16 protein-coding genes are annotated in these 15,645 nt (G+C 59.3%); 7 read left to right on the top strand and 9 right to left on the bottom strand.

Annotated elements, in window-relative coordinates:
• Positions 1-2: 2 nt before the first annotated feature.
• The 4 genes from C0058_RS11305 to C0058_RS11290 are packed head-to-tail and all read right to left on the bottom strand — an operon-like array spanning position 3 to position 4,997.
• Positions 3-1,055, bottom strand: a complete 1,053-nt coding sequence (locus tag C0058_RS11305; RefSeq protein ID WP_102368595.1) for an NADP(H)-dependent aldo-keto reductase — start codon at positions 1,053-1,055, stop codon at positions 3-5.
• A 32-nt stretch (positions 1,056-1,087) separates the two neighbouring features.
• Positions 1,088-2,341, bottom strand: coding sequence for an acyl-CoA dehydrogenase family protein (locus C0058_RS11300; RefSeq protein ID WP_102368594.1), 1,254 nt, complete (start codon positions 2,339-2,341; stop codon positions 1,088-1,090).
• A 23-nt stretch (positions 2,342-2,364) separates the two neighbouring features.
• On the bottom strand, positions 2,365-3,297 hold the full coding sequence (locus C0058_RS11295; protein WP_087694256.1) for an ABC transporter permease: 933 nt from the start codon (positions 3,295-3,297) through the stop codon (positions 2,365-2,367).
• Positions 3,294-4,997 carry an ABC transporter substrate-binding protein gene (locus tag C0058_RS11290; protein ID WP_087694255.1) on the bottom strand — a complete coding sequence of 568 codons (1,704 nt, stop codon included), beginning with the start codon at positions 4,995-4,997 and terminating at the stop codon, positions 3,294-3,296. Before C0058_RS11290 ends, C0058_RS11295 begins: the two co-directional genes overlap by 4 nt.
• 433 nt (positions 4,998-5,430) lie before the next feature.
• Here C0058_RS11290 and C0058_RS11285 point away from each other — a divergent pair, with 433 nt between their 5' ends.
• The 7 genes from C0058_RS11285 (at position 5,431) to C0058_RS11255 (ending at position 11,718) form a co-directional block, all read left to right on the top strand.
• Entirely contained in the window at positions 5,431-7,581 is a 2,151-nt protein-coding gene (locus tag C0058_RS11285) for a TonB-dependent receptor (protein WP_008431769.1), read from the top strand.
• A 92-nt stretch (positions 7,582-7,673) separates the two neighbouring features.
• Entirely contained in the window at positions 7,674-8,414 is a 741-nt protein-coding gene (locus tag C0058_RS11280) for an SDR family NAD(P)-dependent oxidoreductase (protein WP_087694254.1), read from the top strand.
• Positions 8,415-8,442: 28 nt separating this feature from the next.
• Positions 8,443-9,285: a CmcJ/NvfI family oxidoreductase gene (locus C0058_RS11275; protein ID WP_102368593.1), complete on the top strand. Its 843-nt coding sequence runs from the start codon at positions 8,443-8,445 to the stop codon at positions 9,283-9,285.
• Between the two features lie 303 nt (positions 9,286-9,588).
• Positions 9,589-9,798 carry a hypothetical protein gene (locus tag C0058_RS11270; RefSeq protein ID WP_102368592.1) on the top strand — a complete coding sequence of 70 codons (210 nt, stop codon included), beginning with the start codon at positions 9,589-9,591 and terminating at the stop codon, positions 9,796-9,798.
• 93 nt (positions 9,799-9,891) lie between these two features.
• On the top strand, positions 9,892-10,230 hold the full coding sequence (locus tag C0058_RS11265; RefSeq protein WP_102368591.1) for a hypothetical protein: 339 nt from the start codon (positions 9,892-9,894) through the stop codon (positions 10,228-10,230).
• A gap of 28 nt (positions 10,231-10,258) precedes the next feature.
• Positions 10,259-10,939, top strand: coding sequence for an SOS response-associated peptidase (locus C0058_RS11260; protein WP_102368590.1), 681 nt, complete (start codon positions 10,259-10,261; stop codon positions 10,937-10,939).
• Positions 10,940-10,968: 29 nt separating this feature from the next.
• The gene (locus tag C0058_RS11255) at positions 10,969-11,718 is read left to right on the top strand and encodes a hypothetical protein (protein WP_158660282.1); all 750 of its coding nucleotides are present in this window, start codon (positions 10,969-10,971) and stop codon (positions 11,716-11,718) included.
• Here C0058_RS11255 and C0058_RS11250 read toward each other — a convergent pair.
• The 5 genes from C0058_RS11250 to C0058_RS11230 are packed head-to-tail and all read right to left on the bottom strand — an operon-like array spanning position 11,708 to position 15,645.
• On the bottom strand, positions 11,708-12,214 hold the full coding sequence (locus C0058_RS11250) for a lysis system i-spanin subunit Rz (RefSeq protein ID WP_102368588.1): 507 nt from the start codon (positions 12,212-12,214) through the stop codon (positions 11,708-11,710). The genes C0058_RS11255 and C0058_RS11250 overlap by 11 nt on opposite strands.
• Positions 12,211-12,744, bottom strand: a complete 534-nt coding sequence (locus C0058_RS11245; protein ID WP_102368587.1) for a glycoside hydrolase family 19 protein — start codon at positions 12,742-12,744, stop codon at positions 12,211-12,213. Before C0058_RS11245 ends, C0058_RS11250 begins: the two co-directional genes overlap by 4 nt.
• 59 nt (positions 12,745-12,803) lie before the next feature.
• Positions 12,804-13,313 (bottom strand): tail fiber assembly protein, encoded by a 510-nt coding sequence (locus C0058_RS11240; protein WP_102368586.1) that lies wholly within the window; start codon positions 13,311-13,313, stop codon positions 12,804-12,806.
• 10 nt (positions 13,314-13,323) lie between these two features.
• Complete coding sequence (locus C0058_RS32950) at positions 13,324-14,970, bottom strand: phage tail protein (protein WP_218274257.1); 1,647 nt, start codon at positions 14,968-14,970, stop codon at positions 13,324-13,326.
• 12 nt (positions 14,971-14,982) lie between these two features.
• Positions 14,983-15,645 carry a DUF2612 domain-containing protein gene (locus C0058_RS11230; protein ID WP_102368585.1) on the bottom strand — a complete coding sequence of 221 codons (663 nt, stop codon included), beginning with the start codon at positions 15,643-15,645 and terminating at the stop codon, positions 14,983-14,985.

Below are 15,645 nucleotides of genomic sequence, written 5' to 3'. Positions count from 1 at the left end.
TGCTAGGGCGCGGGGTTGGGGATGCGCTGGTGGATGGCCTGGACCTGCGCCTTGATCTCGTCGCTGAGCGTCACGTCCAGCGCGCCGAGGTTGTCGCGCAATTGCGCCAGGCTGGTTTGCCCGGTCAGTGCGCTGGTGACGAAGGGTTTTTCGATGATGAAGGCCAGGGCCAGTTGGGCCGGGGTGAGGCCATGTTGCCGGGCAATCTCCACGTAGCCGGTGATGGCCTCCTGGGCCGAGGCACTGTCGTAGCGATTGAAAGTGCGGTACACCGCCGACAGCCGCGAGCCCTCGGGCCGTGCGCCGCCGAGGTACTTGCCGGTGAGTGCACCGAAGGCCAGCGGCGAGTACGCCAGCAGCCCGACGCCTTCGCGATGGGTGAACTCCGAGAGGCCGCCTTCGTACAGGCGGTTAAGCAGGCTGTAGGGGTTTTGCACACTGGCAATGCGCGGCAGGCCGAGGCGTTCGCTTTGCTTGAGAAACTCGGCGACGCCCCACGGGGTTTCATTGGAAACCCCGATGTGGCGCACCTTGCCGGCCTTGACCTGATCGGCCAGCACCGCCAGGGTTTCCTCGATGGCGACGCTCTGGGTGTCTGCCTGATACGGGTATTCGCGCTGGCCGAAGATGTTGGTGGTGCGGTCGGGCCAGTGCAATTGGTAAAGGTCGAGGTAGTCGGTGTTCAGGCGTTTGAGGCTGCCGTCGAGGGCTTCGACGATGTTGCGCCGGTCGTGGCGGCTGAGGCCGTCGCGGATGTGCTGCTGGCTGCTGGGGTCACGGGCCGGGCCGGCGATTTTGCTCGCCAGGATCACCTCGTCACGTCGACCACTGGCCGCCAGCCACCTGCCGATGTAACGCTCGGTGGTGCGCCAGGTTTCGGCCTTGGTCGGCGTGGGGTACATCTCGGCGGTGTCGATGAAATTGATACCTTCGGCCAGTGCCAGGTCGATCTGTTGATGGGCATCGTTTTCGGTGTTCTGGTGGCCCCAGGTCATGGTGCCGAGGCCCAGCACGCTGACTTGGATGTCGCTATTGCCCAGTTGGCGGTAACGCATGGGTGATCCTTTTTTCTTCAAGGGTTGATGGCTCATACCGCACTCGCTTCGTCGCGGGCGGCCTGCTGCTCGGCGTCGGCGGCTTGCAGGCTGCGCCAGGCGGCGTTCGGGGTGACGTCATTGAGGTAGTAGTTGCCCAGTGCCCGTTCGCGAAAGATCGCCGGGTTGTGGGAGGCCAGGGTGCGCGCGTTGCGCCAATGCCGGTCGAAGCGACGCGACTCGCTGGTGGCGGAGGCGCCGCCGACTTCGAACAGCAGCGTGGTGGCTTCCAGCACCTGTTCCAGCACGATCTGTTGCGCCTGAAAAGCGCGAATCTCGGCCTCGGTGTAATGCTGTTCGGTTGCGTGCCCGCCCTGCTCCGCTTCGTGCACGTCCTGCAGCACCTCGGCGACGGCCAGCACCTGGGTGCGTGCGGCATAGGCCAGGCTCGACAAGCGGCCAATCACCCGCTGCACCAGCGGGTCATCCTTGGGGCTCGATTGCCCCGGCACACCAAACGCGCGGGTGCGGCCCTTGACGAATTCGGTGGCGTCACGCAGCACGGCGTTGGCGATGCCGGCCAGGGTCGCCAGGTGGAACAACTGGTAGAAAGCGCTCAGGTAGGACTCGGCGCGCAGTTCGTCTTTCTTGAAGCGCCGCACAATATGCTGCTCCGGTACGTTCACCGCCTTGAAGCGGGTGGTGCCGCTGCCGGTAAGCCGCTGGCCAAACCCGTCCCAGTCATCCTCGACGGTGACACCTGGGGCGTCGGTGCGTACCGCCAGGCTGACAAAATCTTCGCCGTCCAGGGCCACGGCCGCGATCCAGTTGGCGTACAGCGTGCCGGTGCAGTAGTACTTTTCACCGTTCAGCTGCCAGCCGGAATCGACCGCGCTGAGGGTCACCGAGTTGCGGGTGGTGTCGGTGCGTTCGGCCATCGCGGCGCCCCACAACTCGCCGTCGACGACTTTGGCGAACCAGTAATCCTGGGAAGCGCTGTCGCGGCTGGAAAGCCGGCCTTCGACAAAACCAAAATGCGCGCGCACGATCTGCGGCAGGTTTGAATCGGCCTCTCCCAGTTCAATCAACAGGCGAAACAGCTGCGGCAGGCTTGCACCCAGGCCGCCCAAGGCCTGCGGCACACGCAGTGCGCCAAAGCCGGCCTCGCGCAGCCAAGCCACCGCGTCATGGGCCAGCTCGCGTTGCTGCTCGCGGGCGACGGCGGTGTCGGCTATCCGGGCAAATACGTCAGCGAAACGCTGGTGCAAGTCGGCATAACTCACTTCAGCGGGGATCGAAGCACTCATGGTTTTTCCTTCTTCAAAGGCACTCACGCTTGGTTGGCCCGAGGGTCAATCCAGCGGTTGATCAAATCGACGGCCAGGTTCACCAGCACATAGACGGTGGCGGCCAGCAAGGTCACGCCCAGCACCACCGGCACATCTTTGTTGCTGGTGGCATCGAGCATCAAGCGCCCGATGCCCTGGCGTGCAAACAGCAACTCCACCACCACCGCGCCGCCCAGCAGGCTGGCGAACACGAACCCGGCCAGGGTCACCAACGGCACCAGCGCATGGCGCAAGGCATGACGCAGGCGCACAGCGGTTTCGGACAAGCCACGGGCACGGGCCATGGCAATAAAGGGTTGTTCGAGGGTGTCTTCCAGGGACTGGCGCAACAGCTGGGTCAGCACTGCCGCCACCGGCAACGACAGCGCGATCGAGGGCAGGATCAATGAGCGCCAGCCAACGGAACCGGAGGGCGGCAACCAGTGCCAATGAAACGAAAACACCAGCAACAACAGCATCCCGATCACAAACGAAGGTGCTGAAGACAGCACCAGCTCGCTGCCTGAAACGGCTGAACGCACCCAACGCGAACGGTTGGCGGTGAGGATCGCGCACACCAGGGCCAATACCACCGCCAGCAACGCCGCGCTCAGGGACAGTTGAATGGTTGCACCGATCTGCTCGGCAATCGCCTGCTGCACCGGGATGCGCAAGCGATAGGACTCGCCCAGGTCGCCATGGGCCAGGCGCACCAGGTAATTGCCGTATTGCACGATGAGGGGTTGGTCCAGGCCGTACTCGGCACGTACCCGGGCCAGCAGCTCCGGGGTGGGCATCGAATCCGGCCCGCCGAGGATTGCCAGCGCCGTGTCACCGCCGCTGAAATTGACCGCGAGGAACGTCAGCGTCGCCGCGCCCCACAGCACGCCAATGCCCGCCAGCAGGCGCCAGGCGATGGATTTGAACAGGCTCATGGTTGCCCCCGGTCCAGCCAGATGCTGGTGAAGAACGGTACGTTGTGGGAGGTATCGAAAATCACGCCCTGGACTTGTCGACCATAGGCGGTGAGTACCTGGGCTTCCACCGAAGGCACCGACGGCACGGTTTCGGTCAGGCGCTTTTGTGCCTCGCCATAGAGCGCCTGCAACTCAACCGGATCGCGGGATTGGCGAGCGGCGCTGAGCACGCGATCCAGTTCGGCATCACGGAAGCGTCCAACGTTCTGGCCGATCCTTTTATCGGTGCTGATGGACTCGCTGTGATAAAGCACGAACATGCCGTCGGGTGTGTTGGTGTGCCAGTAACCGTCCGCCATCGCCTGGAACTTACCGGCATAGCGCCTCTCGATCACCCGGGTCAGCGGCAGCATCTCGACGGTCATCTCAAAGCCGACTTTTTTCAGGTCGGCCTGGATGGCCACCGAAACGCTGCCGGGAAAGGCCGGGCTGCTATAGGCCAACAAGGTCGCCTTCAGGCGCTGCCCGGCCTTGGTCCGATAGCCCTGGGCGTCGCGCCCTGTCCAACCGGCATCATCGAGCAAGGTATTGGCCGCCTTGACGTCGTAGGCCAGGGCCTCTTTGTTGGGTTGATAAAACCGGGTATTCGCCGCCAGGAAATCGGCTTTGGCGATGTATTCGCCGAAGCCGGAAATCCACGCCAATCCTTCGCGGTCGACGGCTTTGGCCACGGCGCGACGTACTCGCACGTCGTCGAATGGCGCCTGCTCGACGTTGAACACGATGCCACGGCTCGGGTTGCCCTTGCGAATCCGGCTGCGCATCACCAGGTCGGGGTTGGCGCGGATGGCGGCGGCATTCTGGGCCGGTGCATCAAGCGCGAAATCCGACTGGCCGGACTCTAGCGCCGTGAAGCGGATCATGGCTTCGGGGACGTAGCTCAGTTCGATACGGTCCAGGTAGGCCTCGCCCGCGTGGCGCGTCACCGGTGGCGCCCAGTTATAGCCGGGGCGCTTGATGAACACCGCGCCCTGGTCACGGGTGTAGCTCTGCAACGTAAACGGGCCGCTGCCGATGGGGTGCTCGGCGATGGTCTTCGGCGCCTCGCGAATCTGCCTGGGGGAGATCATGCTCAGCCAGGACTGCGCCAGCACATCCAGGAAAGGCGTATAGGGTTCGCGCAAATGGGCTTCGAAGGTGTAGTCGTCGATGACCTTGCCATCCAGGTACGGCGCGATATAGGCCGCGGCCAGTGGGGACTTGGTCGCCGGGTCGCGCATGTGGTCCAGGTTGGTTTGCAGCGCCTGGGCATTGAATTTCTCGCCGTCGCTGAAGGTCACGTCGTCGCGCAGGTGAAAGGTGTAGGTCTTGCCGTCGTCGGAGATGTCCCAGGAGCGAGCCAGCCACGGGCTGATATTGCCCTGCTCGTCCTGGTACACCAGGCAATCGAAGAGAATCCGGCCCATCCACTGGATGTTGCCGTTAGACAGTGCGTGAACATCGAAACTGCCGGCGTCGGAGGCGGCTGAGACGCGCAAAGTTCCGCCACTGCGCCCCGGTGACGACTCATGAAAGTCCGTCGCCGAATAAGTCACTACACCGTTGGTGACCGTGCCATCAGCCGCAGACGTTTCATGTTTCGGTGCCGCAGCCGGTGAGCAGGCATTGACTGCCAGGCACAGTGAAATAACCGCCGAAAGTTTCAGGATGGTTGTCAATGACACTTCCTTAGAGGAACTCGATGAACACTGAAAGTTTGCAATTACGGGGTGTAATGCAGTGAGCATGCCAGTCTTCAAGAAACGCCATATTGACCACGAAACCGGCGCAAAACCCTTGTAAAACGGGGCGAACACTGCCAAACACTTATATGGTTATATCCGTTATACACCCCGGGATTGTTGGTAGCCTTACACACTGCTTATCAACTGTTGCGTTCGCGACAGCTGCGGCAATCCCAGCCATTAAAGTTGACTGTTGAGAATCAAACACCGACTCAAAACAAAGTATCCCGCAGAACACTTAACCTTAACTAAGCGCCCGTATTCCTTGGCCAATAGTCTTGGCATAGAAACTGCTCAGAGCGAAACAGGCATGACTATTCGAATAGAAAGCTGGGGCTCTTTTATCTATTCACAAGGAACACGCTTAATGGATCCAATCTTTCGGGGAGAGTTGCAAAAGTTGACACTTGCCGTGCGGCAAGCAACTTGGTTGGCGATGGTGGGGCTGGGCTCAGCCCTGGTTTTTTCCGCCAGTGTGCAGGCAGATGATGAGGTCACACCGACGACCGGAACACGGCTAAAGACGGTGACAGTAGAGGCACAAAAAATCACGCCCGTTGAGGCAGCCAAAAGTCAGCTGTCCGAAGTGCCAGGCGGCACCAGCGTGGTCGACAGCGAACAAGTGGCCAAGGGACGCACCGCCACCTTGCAGGACACCCTCGCCTATCAGCCGGGCGTGTTCGTGCAGTCCACCGGCGGCAACGACGCGGCCAAGATCTCCATTCGTGGCTCGGGCGCCAACACCTCGCCGGGGTATTTCCGTGAGGGCATCAAGTTCCTGTTCGACGGCCTGCCGATCACCGGCCCGGGCGGCACACCCTACGAATTCCTCAACGGCTCGGGGGTGAACTACACCGAAATCCTGCGGGGGGCCAACGCCTTCCAGTACGGCGCACTGAGTCTTGGCGGCGCCATCAACTTCGTCAACCAGACCGGCTACACCGCACCCGGCCTGCGGGTGCGGGCGGAAACCGGGAGCTACGGCTACAACAAGCAAAGCCTGAGCGTCGGCGGCGTCGAGGGAGCGTTCGATTACTACCTGAATGCCGACAACTACCGCAGCGATGGCTACCGCGATTACAGCCTGTCGAAAAGCCAGGGCGTGGTGGCGAACTTTGGCTACCGCTTCAGCCCGCAACTCGAAACCCGGGTGATGCTGCGTTACCGCGACGAGTTCCACAACGACCCGAGCGCTACCACTCTGGATGCGGTCAAGCACCATTCCGACCGTGCCAGTGCCACCGCCGAAAGCAGCGGCGCCGGCAGCCGTCGCCCCGGCAGCGTATGGCTGGGCAGCAAGACCACCTACACCTTTGAGGACGACGCCACCCTGTCGGTAGGTTTCGTCTACTACCAGTACGCCCACAACAACAGCCCGAACAGCCCGAGCAACCCCAGCTACTGGGACTGGCATGACCTGAGCGCGGTGATCAACTACGACCGCCGCGACACCCTGTTCGGCCACGAAAGCCGCTCCAGCCTGGCCTTCACCTCCACCGAACACCTCAAGGGCCAGGTCGACTCCACCTTCGCCAACAAACAGACGCGCAAGTTCGTCGACTACAGCTCCTCGTTTGATCACGTGTTCTCCGTGGGCAACGACCTGGAACTGGTGGACGGCCTGTGGCTGACCAGTGGCGTCTCGGCGATCAACGTGCGCCGCCATGCCGACGTCAAGGAAGCCCTGGTGGCCAACACCACCACCTACCCGAGCGATGTGACCTACGACAACTGGAGCCTGGCACCGCGAGTGGGCGTGCGTTACGAGTTCAACCCACAACTGCAAGTGTTTGCCAACGTCAGCCGCTCCGTCGACCCACCGGCGTCGTGGGAATACTCCGGCTCCGGGCCGACCACGCCGTACGTACGGCCGCTGGTGGAACAGAAAGCCAATACCGTGGAAGTCGGGATCAAGGGTTCGTCGGGCATCTTCGACGGCAGCCTGGCGCTCTACCGCTCGTGGGTGAAAAATGAATTGCTCAACGTGCAGATCATCCCGGCCACCTCCACGGCTGCTGCGGTCACCGGTGCATTCAACGCCACGCCGACGATCCACCAAGGGATCGAGGCCGGCTTGAATACACGCCTGTGGGAAAACACCTCGGGTGAAAAAATCACCCTGCGCCAGGTGTACACCTATAACGACTTCTACTACCGGCACGACCCGACCTTCGGCGACAACCAACTGCCGGGGATTCCGAAGCATATCTATCAGGGCGAAGTGCAGTATCAGCACCCGGCGGGCTTCTATACCGGGGTGAATGTGCAATCGGCTTCGCGTACGGCGGTGGATTATGCGAACAGCTTCTATGCGCCCTCCTACACAATCTTCGGGGCGAACGTGGGGTATGAAACGCCGAGCAAGGACTGGAAGGTGTCGCTGGATTTGAAGAACCTGACCAATCAGAAATACGTGACGGCGGTGCAGCCGTTGTATGACGCGAAGGGGCAGGATACGGCGTCGTTGTATCCGGGGGATGGGATTGGGGCTTATGTGGCGGTGGAAATGCGCTATTGAGTCAGCGCATAACCTTAGCTGTCGATGTTCTTATTCCTCACGCCCGGCGATGGGTAAATTGTTAGCCACGTATCTCATTGAGGAAGTGGCTAATGTCTGAGTCTCGATCCGAGCCTGTGGTGTGGATTGCCGGTGTGGGTGCCGTGGCCGGCCTGGGAGCGGCGCTGGCGCGACGCTTCGCGCGGGAGGGTTTGCAGGTGGCTGTCAGCGGCAGGAGCCCGGACAAGTTGCAGGCCGTGGTCGAGGGCATCCGTGCGCTCGGCGGGGAAGCGGTGGCTATCGTGGCGGACTCGGGAATCGAGTCCGAGGTGATCGCCGCCAGCCAGCAGATCAGCCAGTTGGGCCCCCTCAAGGCCGCGATCTTCAATGTCGGCAACTCCGTCGCAGCGCCCACCCTGGAGTTGAGCGCGCAGTTGTTCGAGCAGACCTGGCGGGCATCGACCCTGGGTGGCTTCCTGTTTGCCCGCGAGGCCACCCGCTTGCTGCTCGACAGTGGTGGCGGCAGCCTGTTGTTCACCGGGGCTACCGCTTCATTGCGAGGCAAGCCACCGTTCGCCGCCTTTGCTGCCGCGAAGGCGGGCTTGCGCTCACTGAGCCAGTCATTTGCCCGCGAGTTCGGGCCACAAAACGTGCACGTCGCCCATGTGGTCATCGATGGCGCCATCGACGGTGAGCGCGTGCAAAGCCGGGCCCCGGATTACTTGGCGCGACTGGGGGAAGACGGTGCGCTGAAACTCGAAGACATCGCCGACGCCTATTGGTACCTGCACACCCAACCGCGCAGCGCCTGGACCCAGGAACTGGACCTGCGGCCCTTCAAGGAACCCTTCTGAAAACCGCCTCACGCCTGGAGGATTGTTCATGGGAACTCATCAGACTCATCTCGCCCCGCCATCGGTCATCGGCGAACTCAACTACCTGCTGGACACCGGCGAGCGACCGGTGAACTACACCTTCCCGCAGCCAGACGGCACACCCAAGCGCAACGGCGTGCTGGACCCCACCCAAGTGAGTATTCACAACGCCCGGTTGCTCGACGAACCGGCTTATCTGGATCGCAACGGTTTCGAAAGAATCGACCACACCAGCTCGGTGCCTGACCTGGAAAACGATGATCAGGTCCGTGAACACTACTATCCGGAAACCGAAGCCTTGCTCAAGCAACAGACCGGTGCGGTGAAAGTGGTGATCTTCGACCACACCATCCGGGTAGACGAGCACGGACGCGAGGACCGCGGGCTGCGTGAGCCGGTGCGGTACGTGCATAACGACCAGACCGAGCGCTCGGCGATTCGCAGGGTACGTGATCATTTGCCTGCGGATGAGGCTGAACAGCGGCTGCTGGAACGGTTTGCGATTATTAACGTCTGGCGGCCGATTGGTGCGCCGGTCCTGAGTACCCCACTCGCCCTGTGCGATGCGCAAAGCATGGCCGAGAGCGACTTGCTGCCCAGCGACCTGGTGTATCGGGACAAGGTTGGCGAGACTTTTTCGGTCAAGGCCAATCCCGCACATCGCTGGTATTACTACCCGCAACTGCGGCCGGATGAAGTGCTGCTGTTGAAGATCCATGACTCGCGTAGCGATGTTGCAAGGCGCAGCGCACATACGGCGTTTGATGACCCGACTACGCCGGTGGATGCACCGCCAAGGAGGAGTATCGAGGTGCGGGCGTTGGTGTTTTTTGGGAATGCAGGGAAATAAAAAAGGCCGCGAGATAAATCTCGCGGCCTTTTTAAATTATATGGTCGGGACGGAGTGATTCGAACACTCGACCCCTAGCACCCCATGCTGGCGGACGTTCCGAAAACCTTTACACAACAGCTGTTTACGTAGGCGCCCACTGCAATCGACGCCTAACGATGTTGGACAACGATTCACGAATCCCCGCAAATCTCCCTACAGGCTTTCGCCACGAAAGTCCCTGCGCCAGGCATCCTGCCGACCGAACACAAACTCCCAAATAACCCCGGCTGCTAAGCTGTTCACTCCACCAGAGGAACGCCGATGCCCAACTCAGACCTACTCCCCTCCCTTCTGTCCAAGCTCTACGAAAACCAGCTGGCCCTTGAGGCTTCCATCATGGAGCTATCGAATTGGGTCGAGCAGCGTGGTTCCGCCGACGTGGCTGAAAACGTGCGCGGTGCGCTGCACACCATCGATGAGAACGAGGAGTTCATCAAGTTGACTCTGGCGGTCCTCATGTCGCCTGACTGATCGTCGGGTAACCGTGCAGTTCGTCGGCGGACGACTACCGTATTAGTGCACCTCGATTACTGTATGTGCATACAGCAATCGGAACCACACCCCATGAACATCGACGAAGACACCTGCGGGTGGCTTGGCATCCCCACGCCTCTCGAAATGCACAAACAGCACGCCCGCCTCCTTGAGAACGAGATCCAGGAACTGAACGTGCAACTGCGCAAGGCCAGGGCGGACATCTTCGGCCTGATCGCGATGCTGGCTGAAGCGCAGGCAAAGAAAGACGAATTCTCCGCATATCTAAGGCAGCGCGGCGCCGAAGCCGCAGTCATGCGCAAGCAGATCGACACCCTCAAAACATCAGAAAGAGTCAACGTGCGCGAAGTCGAGAGGCTGCGCGGGATGCTGAACGACTTGATGTCCCGCCCGAAAACCATCGTCTAAGCTCAGATTTCAGATTGAGGGCTTGGCCATGTGCGGAAGACTTTCCCAGTACAGCGGCATTCACGACTTCGTTGCAGCGCTGAGCATGCCCAATGCCTTGGCGAACTCCGTGGGTGAGCTGCCCCTGGAGCGGTACAACGTGGCGCCGTCCACCCAAGTCGCCCTGCTCCACCTGCAGGGCGATCTGCTACACGCCGACCTGGTGCGCTGGGGATGGCGACCGCACTGGGCCAAGGACCGTGCTGCACCGATCAATGCCCGCGTAGAGAAGGTGGCCCACGGCCCGTTCTTCCGCGCGATCTGGCCACACCGGGCAATCACACCCGTCGATAACTGGTTTGAGTGGGTGGATGAAGGCGGGCCGAAGAAACAGCCCTACCTGATCCGCCGGCGGGATGGCTCGCCGGTGCTGTGCGCCGCCATTGGCCAACTGCCCGACAGCGACGAAGGCCCGGGCGAGCACGACGGGTTCGTGATCATCACCGCTGACAGCGCCGGCGGAATGGTGGACATCCACGACCGGCGCCCGGTGGTGCTGACGCCGGACCTGGCCCGGGAATGGCTGGACCCGGCCACGCCCAAGGAGCGCGCCGAGCAAATGCTGTTGGCACAGGGGGACGACACAGATATCTTTGAATGGTTTAAAGTTAGTATGAATGTAGGAAACGTGAAAAACAAAGGCGAGGACCTGATTGAAAAAGTCCTCTAGATTCAATCATTCATGGACGTGACACTCAATTGACTTTTTTTAGTGGAAACTCAAAAAGTTCCAGTCAACTTGATCGCGAGCTTAAAGCATCAATGACGGACCCGTACATCCCAGAGTTCACTGACTACGTACAAAAAATAAGAAGAAACAGCGTCGCAATAAGTGCGATAGCGCTGGTGATGGTTTTCGCAGGCGTTTCAATCAGCTCAGACTTTGCAACCAGCGGTTTTAAAATTACTGGGCTAGATGATAAGACCGTAAAGCTTATACTCCTTATACTTACCACATATTGGCTGATACATTTCATATGGTGCTCAGCAGATTACTTCACTGAGTGGAGGCTCCGCCTGACAGAAGTAAAGATGAACCCTGGAACATGGGACCATGATTATGAGGAAGATCCTGGACCGAAATCCAGGCAAGCTACAATGATGAAATGGCTCTTCTATAGACAAAAGCCATTACAGTCTTTCGTCGCAGATCTTGAAGACATTAAATTGAGACTTCAGGAAAGGGATATTGACGAAACAGAAACGCGCCGCATTTTCGAAAATATTGATTCCGGAATAAGATCAATTCAAGATTTTTCGAGGACACCTATTGATACGCAAGTAATTAAATCAATAAATAATTTTGACACCTGGCTTGCGCGGCTCAATAACTCGCAATCCATCCGATGGATTGTGATTGAACTACTGCTTCCAATCGCTCTCGGACTTATCGCTATAACCAAACTAGCCATTCAAGTCATCCCGCAATATGTACAGATTACCGGCTAATAGATTTTATGTAGCCCTGGCACGCCCGCAGCGCGATCAATCCTTGGTCGCCTGCGTCGGTGATGGCGATAACTCGTTGAGCATACGCTGGGTCAAGTTGGGCTCTACGGGTTGCATGAACCACGCCGACGGCGCCGGGGGTGGCAGGCATGTTGCAGCCACTGGCTGGATCTGTGGCGTCGAGAAGGACTGACAGCCGCACATCAGCAGTAGCAAGGCGATCACGCAGCTGAGCTTGGTTGCGCTGGGCATCGGATAATTCCTTGGTGTGTTGTTGGTCGGAGATGGCCAGCTGCTGCTCGGTGGCCAAGCGCTTGTTTTGCTCGGCGCGGGACTGAGCGGCGGCGGCATTGGTGATCGCTGCCAGATCATCCTTGTGCAGGCCGGCCTGCTCGGCGAGCTGCTTTCCCATCCGCCAGTCCTGCACCTGCCAGGCGCCCCCGAAGCTCACGGCCATGGCCAGCAGGACCACGGCTAACTTTTGCACCGTCGTCATGCCAGCACCTCCAGCGCCTTGTCGTATAGCGCCTGTCGGTCGTCCTGCCCGGTCAAGCCACCATTGATGCGGCGCGTGATCGTAACGAATGCACCCTGGTCTGCTAGAGCGTTCAGGCCACGAGAGGACCAGAACCAGGCTGCCGACAGCGCGGCGTATTGCGGTTGCTCCAGCAGGGTTGGCTGGTTTACCAGGTCCAGTCCCAGCGCATCGCCGCACGCCGCATAGTTCGCCCGGCCGGTGATCTGGATCAGGCCGCGGCCACGATACTTAAAGCCATCACCATTCACCGTATTACCCAGATCGGTACGCCCCTCGTAGCCGGCCTGCTGCGGCGTGGGGCCCCACAACTCTTTCAGCCAGCGGAACTGCCCCGACTCATGCCCGACTTGGGCGATGAAGGCGGCGATTCGCAGTCGAGTGACGATTCCGTACTTGGCCATGGCTGTATTCAGTACGGGAACGAAAACGCCGGCTTGGCGGCCGGCGTTCGGGAGGATCTGCAGCAATTGCTGCTCAGTGATCGGCATGCTTTTCTCCAGGCAAAAAAATACCGCTCAATGGCGGCCGTCTGACGTTCCAAAAAAGATCAACTTGGCGTAACAGGCCACTCAATCGTGGCCGGGAAGCCTGCCTGTTGATCTATGCGATTCAGGGCAATGCGATATTGCTTCCACGCCTTGAGTCTGGCCACGTCCTCATCTGTGGCCTCTTCCTCATCCACCGCATCCTGCAGGGGGTCGATACGGATGGCAGCAGTAGTAAGAAGCCCGTCACGGCGGTTGAACGCCAGAAATGTCAGCTCTTCGACTGAAGGCGGTGGCGGCGTAGATGTCGCTCCATCGGGGACCAGCTCACCGATGGTTTCAATGGTGTGCGGCTCCGGGCTGTCGGTGTAATACACGGTGCCACGAAAATCATCAGCGACTTTCCACTCTTCACCGTCGCGCACAGCTACTTTGTTTTTTCCCGTTTTTGGCGGGGCATCAGTACAGGCGTAGGCAGGGATCAGCCAGTTACCTTCATCAAGCTGGTCCGGATCCGCCTCCCCGACGCACAAGAATTCACCGGTATTGGGGTTGTAGTTGTAGATCTGCATGGGGTCCGCCTTAATATTTAATGACTGCCATATAGGCCACGTTACGAGGCCTTGTTTCAGTTCCGCCAGTAGCCTGTGTGGTGCCGCCGTTGATACCGTTGGTGCCACCCAGTTGGGCAGCAGCGCCGGTGACACCCAACACTGTTCGGCTGTCCTGTGGGTGAGTGTGGCTGGCGAACGAATCGACCTGAAAAGAACCAAGCGCACGACCAGGGTCAATGCCGCGAGAGTCATCCCAGCCACGGTCAAACTCGCCACGGGCATCAGGAACGTTGAACGTCGTAGAGCCGTCGCCTGCGCCGAAAGTGGTGCCGATAACTGCAAACAGCGCCGCATAAGTGGTGCGGGATACGGCGGCACCATTGCGCTTGATGAAACCGTTCGGAACGGTGGTGGTGGCCATGTACGACACGGCACCTGTAGGCACCAAAGCAGGGCCGAGGTTTCCGGTGTGGTATACCGTCACCCACGGCTGCCATGCCCCTGCCGTCTTCCGGCGGAATTTGATGTCATCAGATGTCATCCCTTGGAACATCTGTGTCGCATAAGTGTTGCCGCTGAAGTTGCTACGGTGGAACACCGACCCTTGGTTCAAGCCGTTGGCGCCAGAATACGGCGATCCGGTCCACGATGGGCCGACTGTATATACCCCGGTAGGCACTAGAACATCAGCGTCGGTGACTACGACGCCGCCGCCGGTCTGACCGATGCCATACAGGTTGCCTAGAATATTTGCGGAACTGATTACAGTGTTCCAAGGCTGCCAGACGTTAGAAGCCTTTTTGCGGAACAGCAAATCATCAGTATTCATGCTCTGAAAGATTTGGAGTTCATATGTCGTGTCATCAAAGCAACTACGGTGAAAGATGGAGCCTTGGTTTTCGGGGGCCGTGCCCGAGTACGGGGACCCAACCCAAGTAGGGCCGACCCGATACACGCCCGTGGCAGTGAGGTTATTGGCGTTGGCGATGACGGCACCGCCGTCTGTCAGGCCCATGCCGAAATCGCCATACGGCAATTGGTCGATCATAACAAAGTCGGTGCCGTCGAACACAATATCGGCGATCTGGTTGGCCGTGAATTTCGCAGCGACTTTGGCACCAAGAGAGTTGTATTGTTTGATGAACACTGGCCCCAAACCCGACACGTTTATAGTGGGATCAGCGCCAGCATTAACGTTGAACTTGACGCAGAAACGTTGGTTGGCTGCGTACAGAGCAATGCCCGGGGCCGGGGTCAGAATTTGAGCAGTGGCAGTGCCGGTTGTGGTGAATGCCGTATGGGCTTGGATTCTTGTGGAACTGGCCAGAGTTGCAGGGCATACAACTGTGTTAGTGGCTGTGCCGTCATTCGTTCCGCTTTGACTGGCATACGGGACATATACAGCCACTGCTGCCTTTACTGCTAGTTCCAAATTGTTTTGGATGGTAGTTAAGTTGCCGTTATCCAACACATCATTGCCACTTCTGTTGGCGATAAACTGCGCTAAAGAAGCCGCCATTACGGACGATTGCCGCCAAGCCTTATTAAGCTGTTTGGATACTGCGGTGCCTGCTGAAAAACCCACAGAACGCGCATCGAGAGCGGCATAATCGGATTGGGACATAACATTCGCGCCCACGGCAGAGCCGAACGGTAAGAAGTCATTCGTTGGCATATGAACCTCATTTTATGAATATACGGTGCCCCAGTTCCCTTCATCGAAGCCGGCGACATATTGATTTTTTGCGTCGAACCCAAACAGAGGGCCATCGCCCGTAGTCACGATGTAGTAGTCAACATCGACACTTTGCGGTTTGATTGGGATATGCCCGCCAGTAAGTAACGCCAACTCCAGCGCCGAGGGCTGATCACCGACAACGCCGATCGTTATCGTCATGTTCTGGTTGTCTTGGATGAACACGAAAGTGTCACCGTTGAAGACCAGGTCGAGAATGGCCTTTGACTCCCCGAGGGTGCCGTCCCACCTGTTGGCGCCTATCTTGGCTCTGATCAACGTCCTGTACGTTTCGTTGTCCAGCACCGTGATTCCGGTATCTGGGTCAAATGGGCCCTTCCATGCGCCCTGGTCAAATCCAAGACCGACCGTGTCCAGGGCGAAATAGACGTTAGTCAACGGTGTGTCGACATTCCGTGTGATGCCTACCCACTCACCAACATTGTCGAGTTGCGCATCCAGCGCGCTATCCAGATCAAAGGCCGCATGCAGTGCAGCGGACGCCAAATTCGCATCAAGAAAACACTGAGCGATGACTTGCACCATCGCCATGAACTTGGGCTTATCCGCGTGTTGGCTCGTGATCTTGCCGGTGTAATCCGTGATATCAGGCAT

The sequence above is a fragment of the Pseudomonas sp. NC02 genome (assembly GCF_002874965.1).
In the GTDB taxonomy this organism is placed as follows: Bacteria; Pseudomonadota; Gammaproteobacteria; order Pseudomonadales; family Pseudomonadaceae; genus Aquipseudomonas.
The sequence above is the reverse complement of the archived record's forward strand: the minus strand, read 5'-3'. Positions and strand labels throughout refer to the sequence as shown.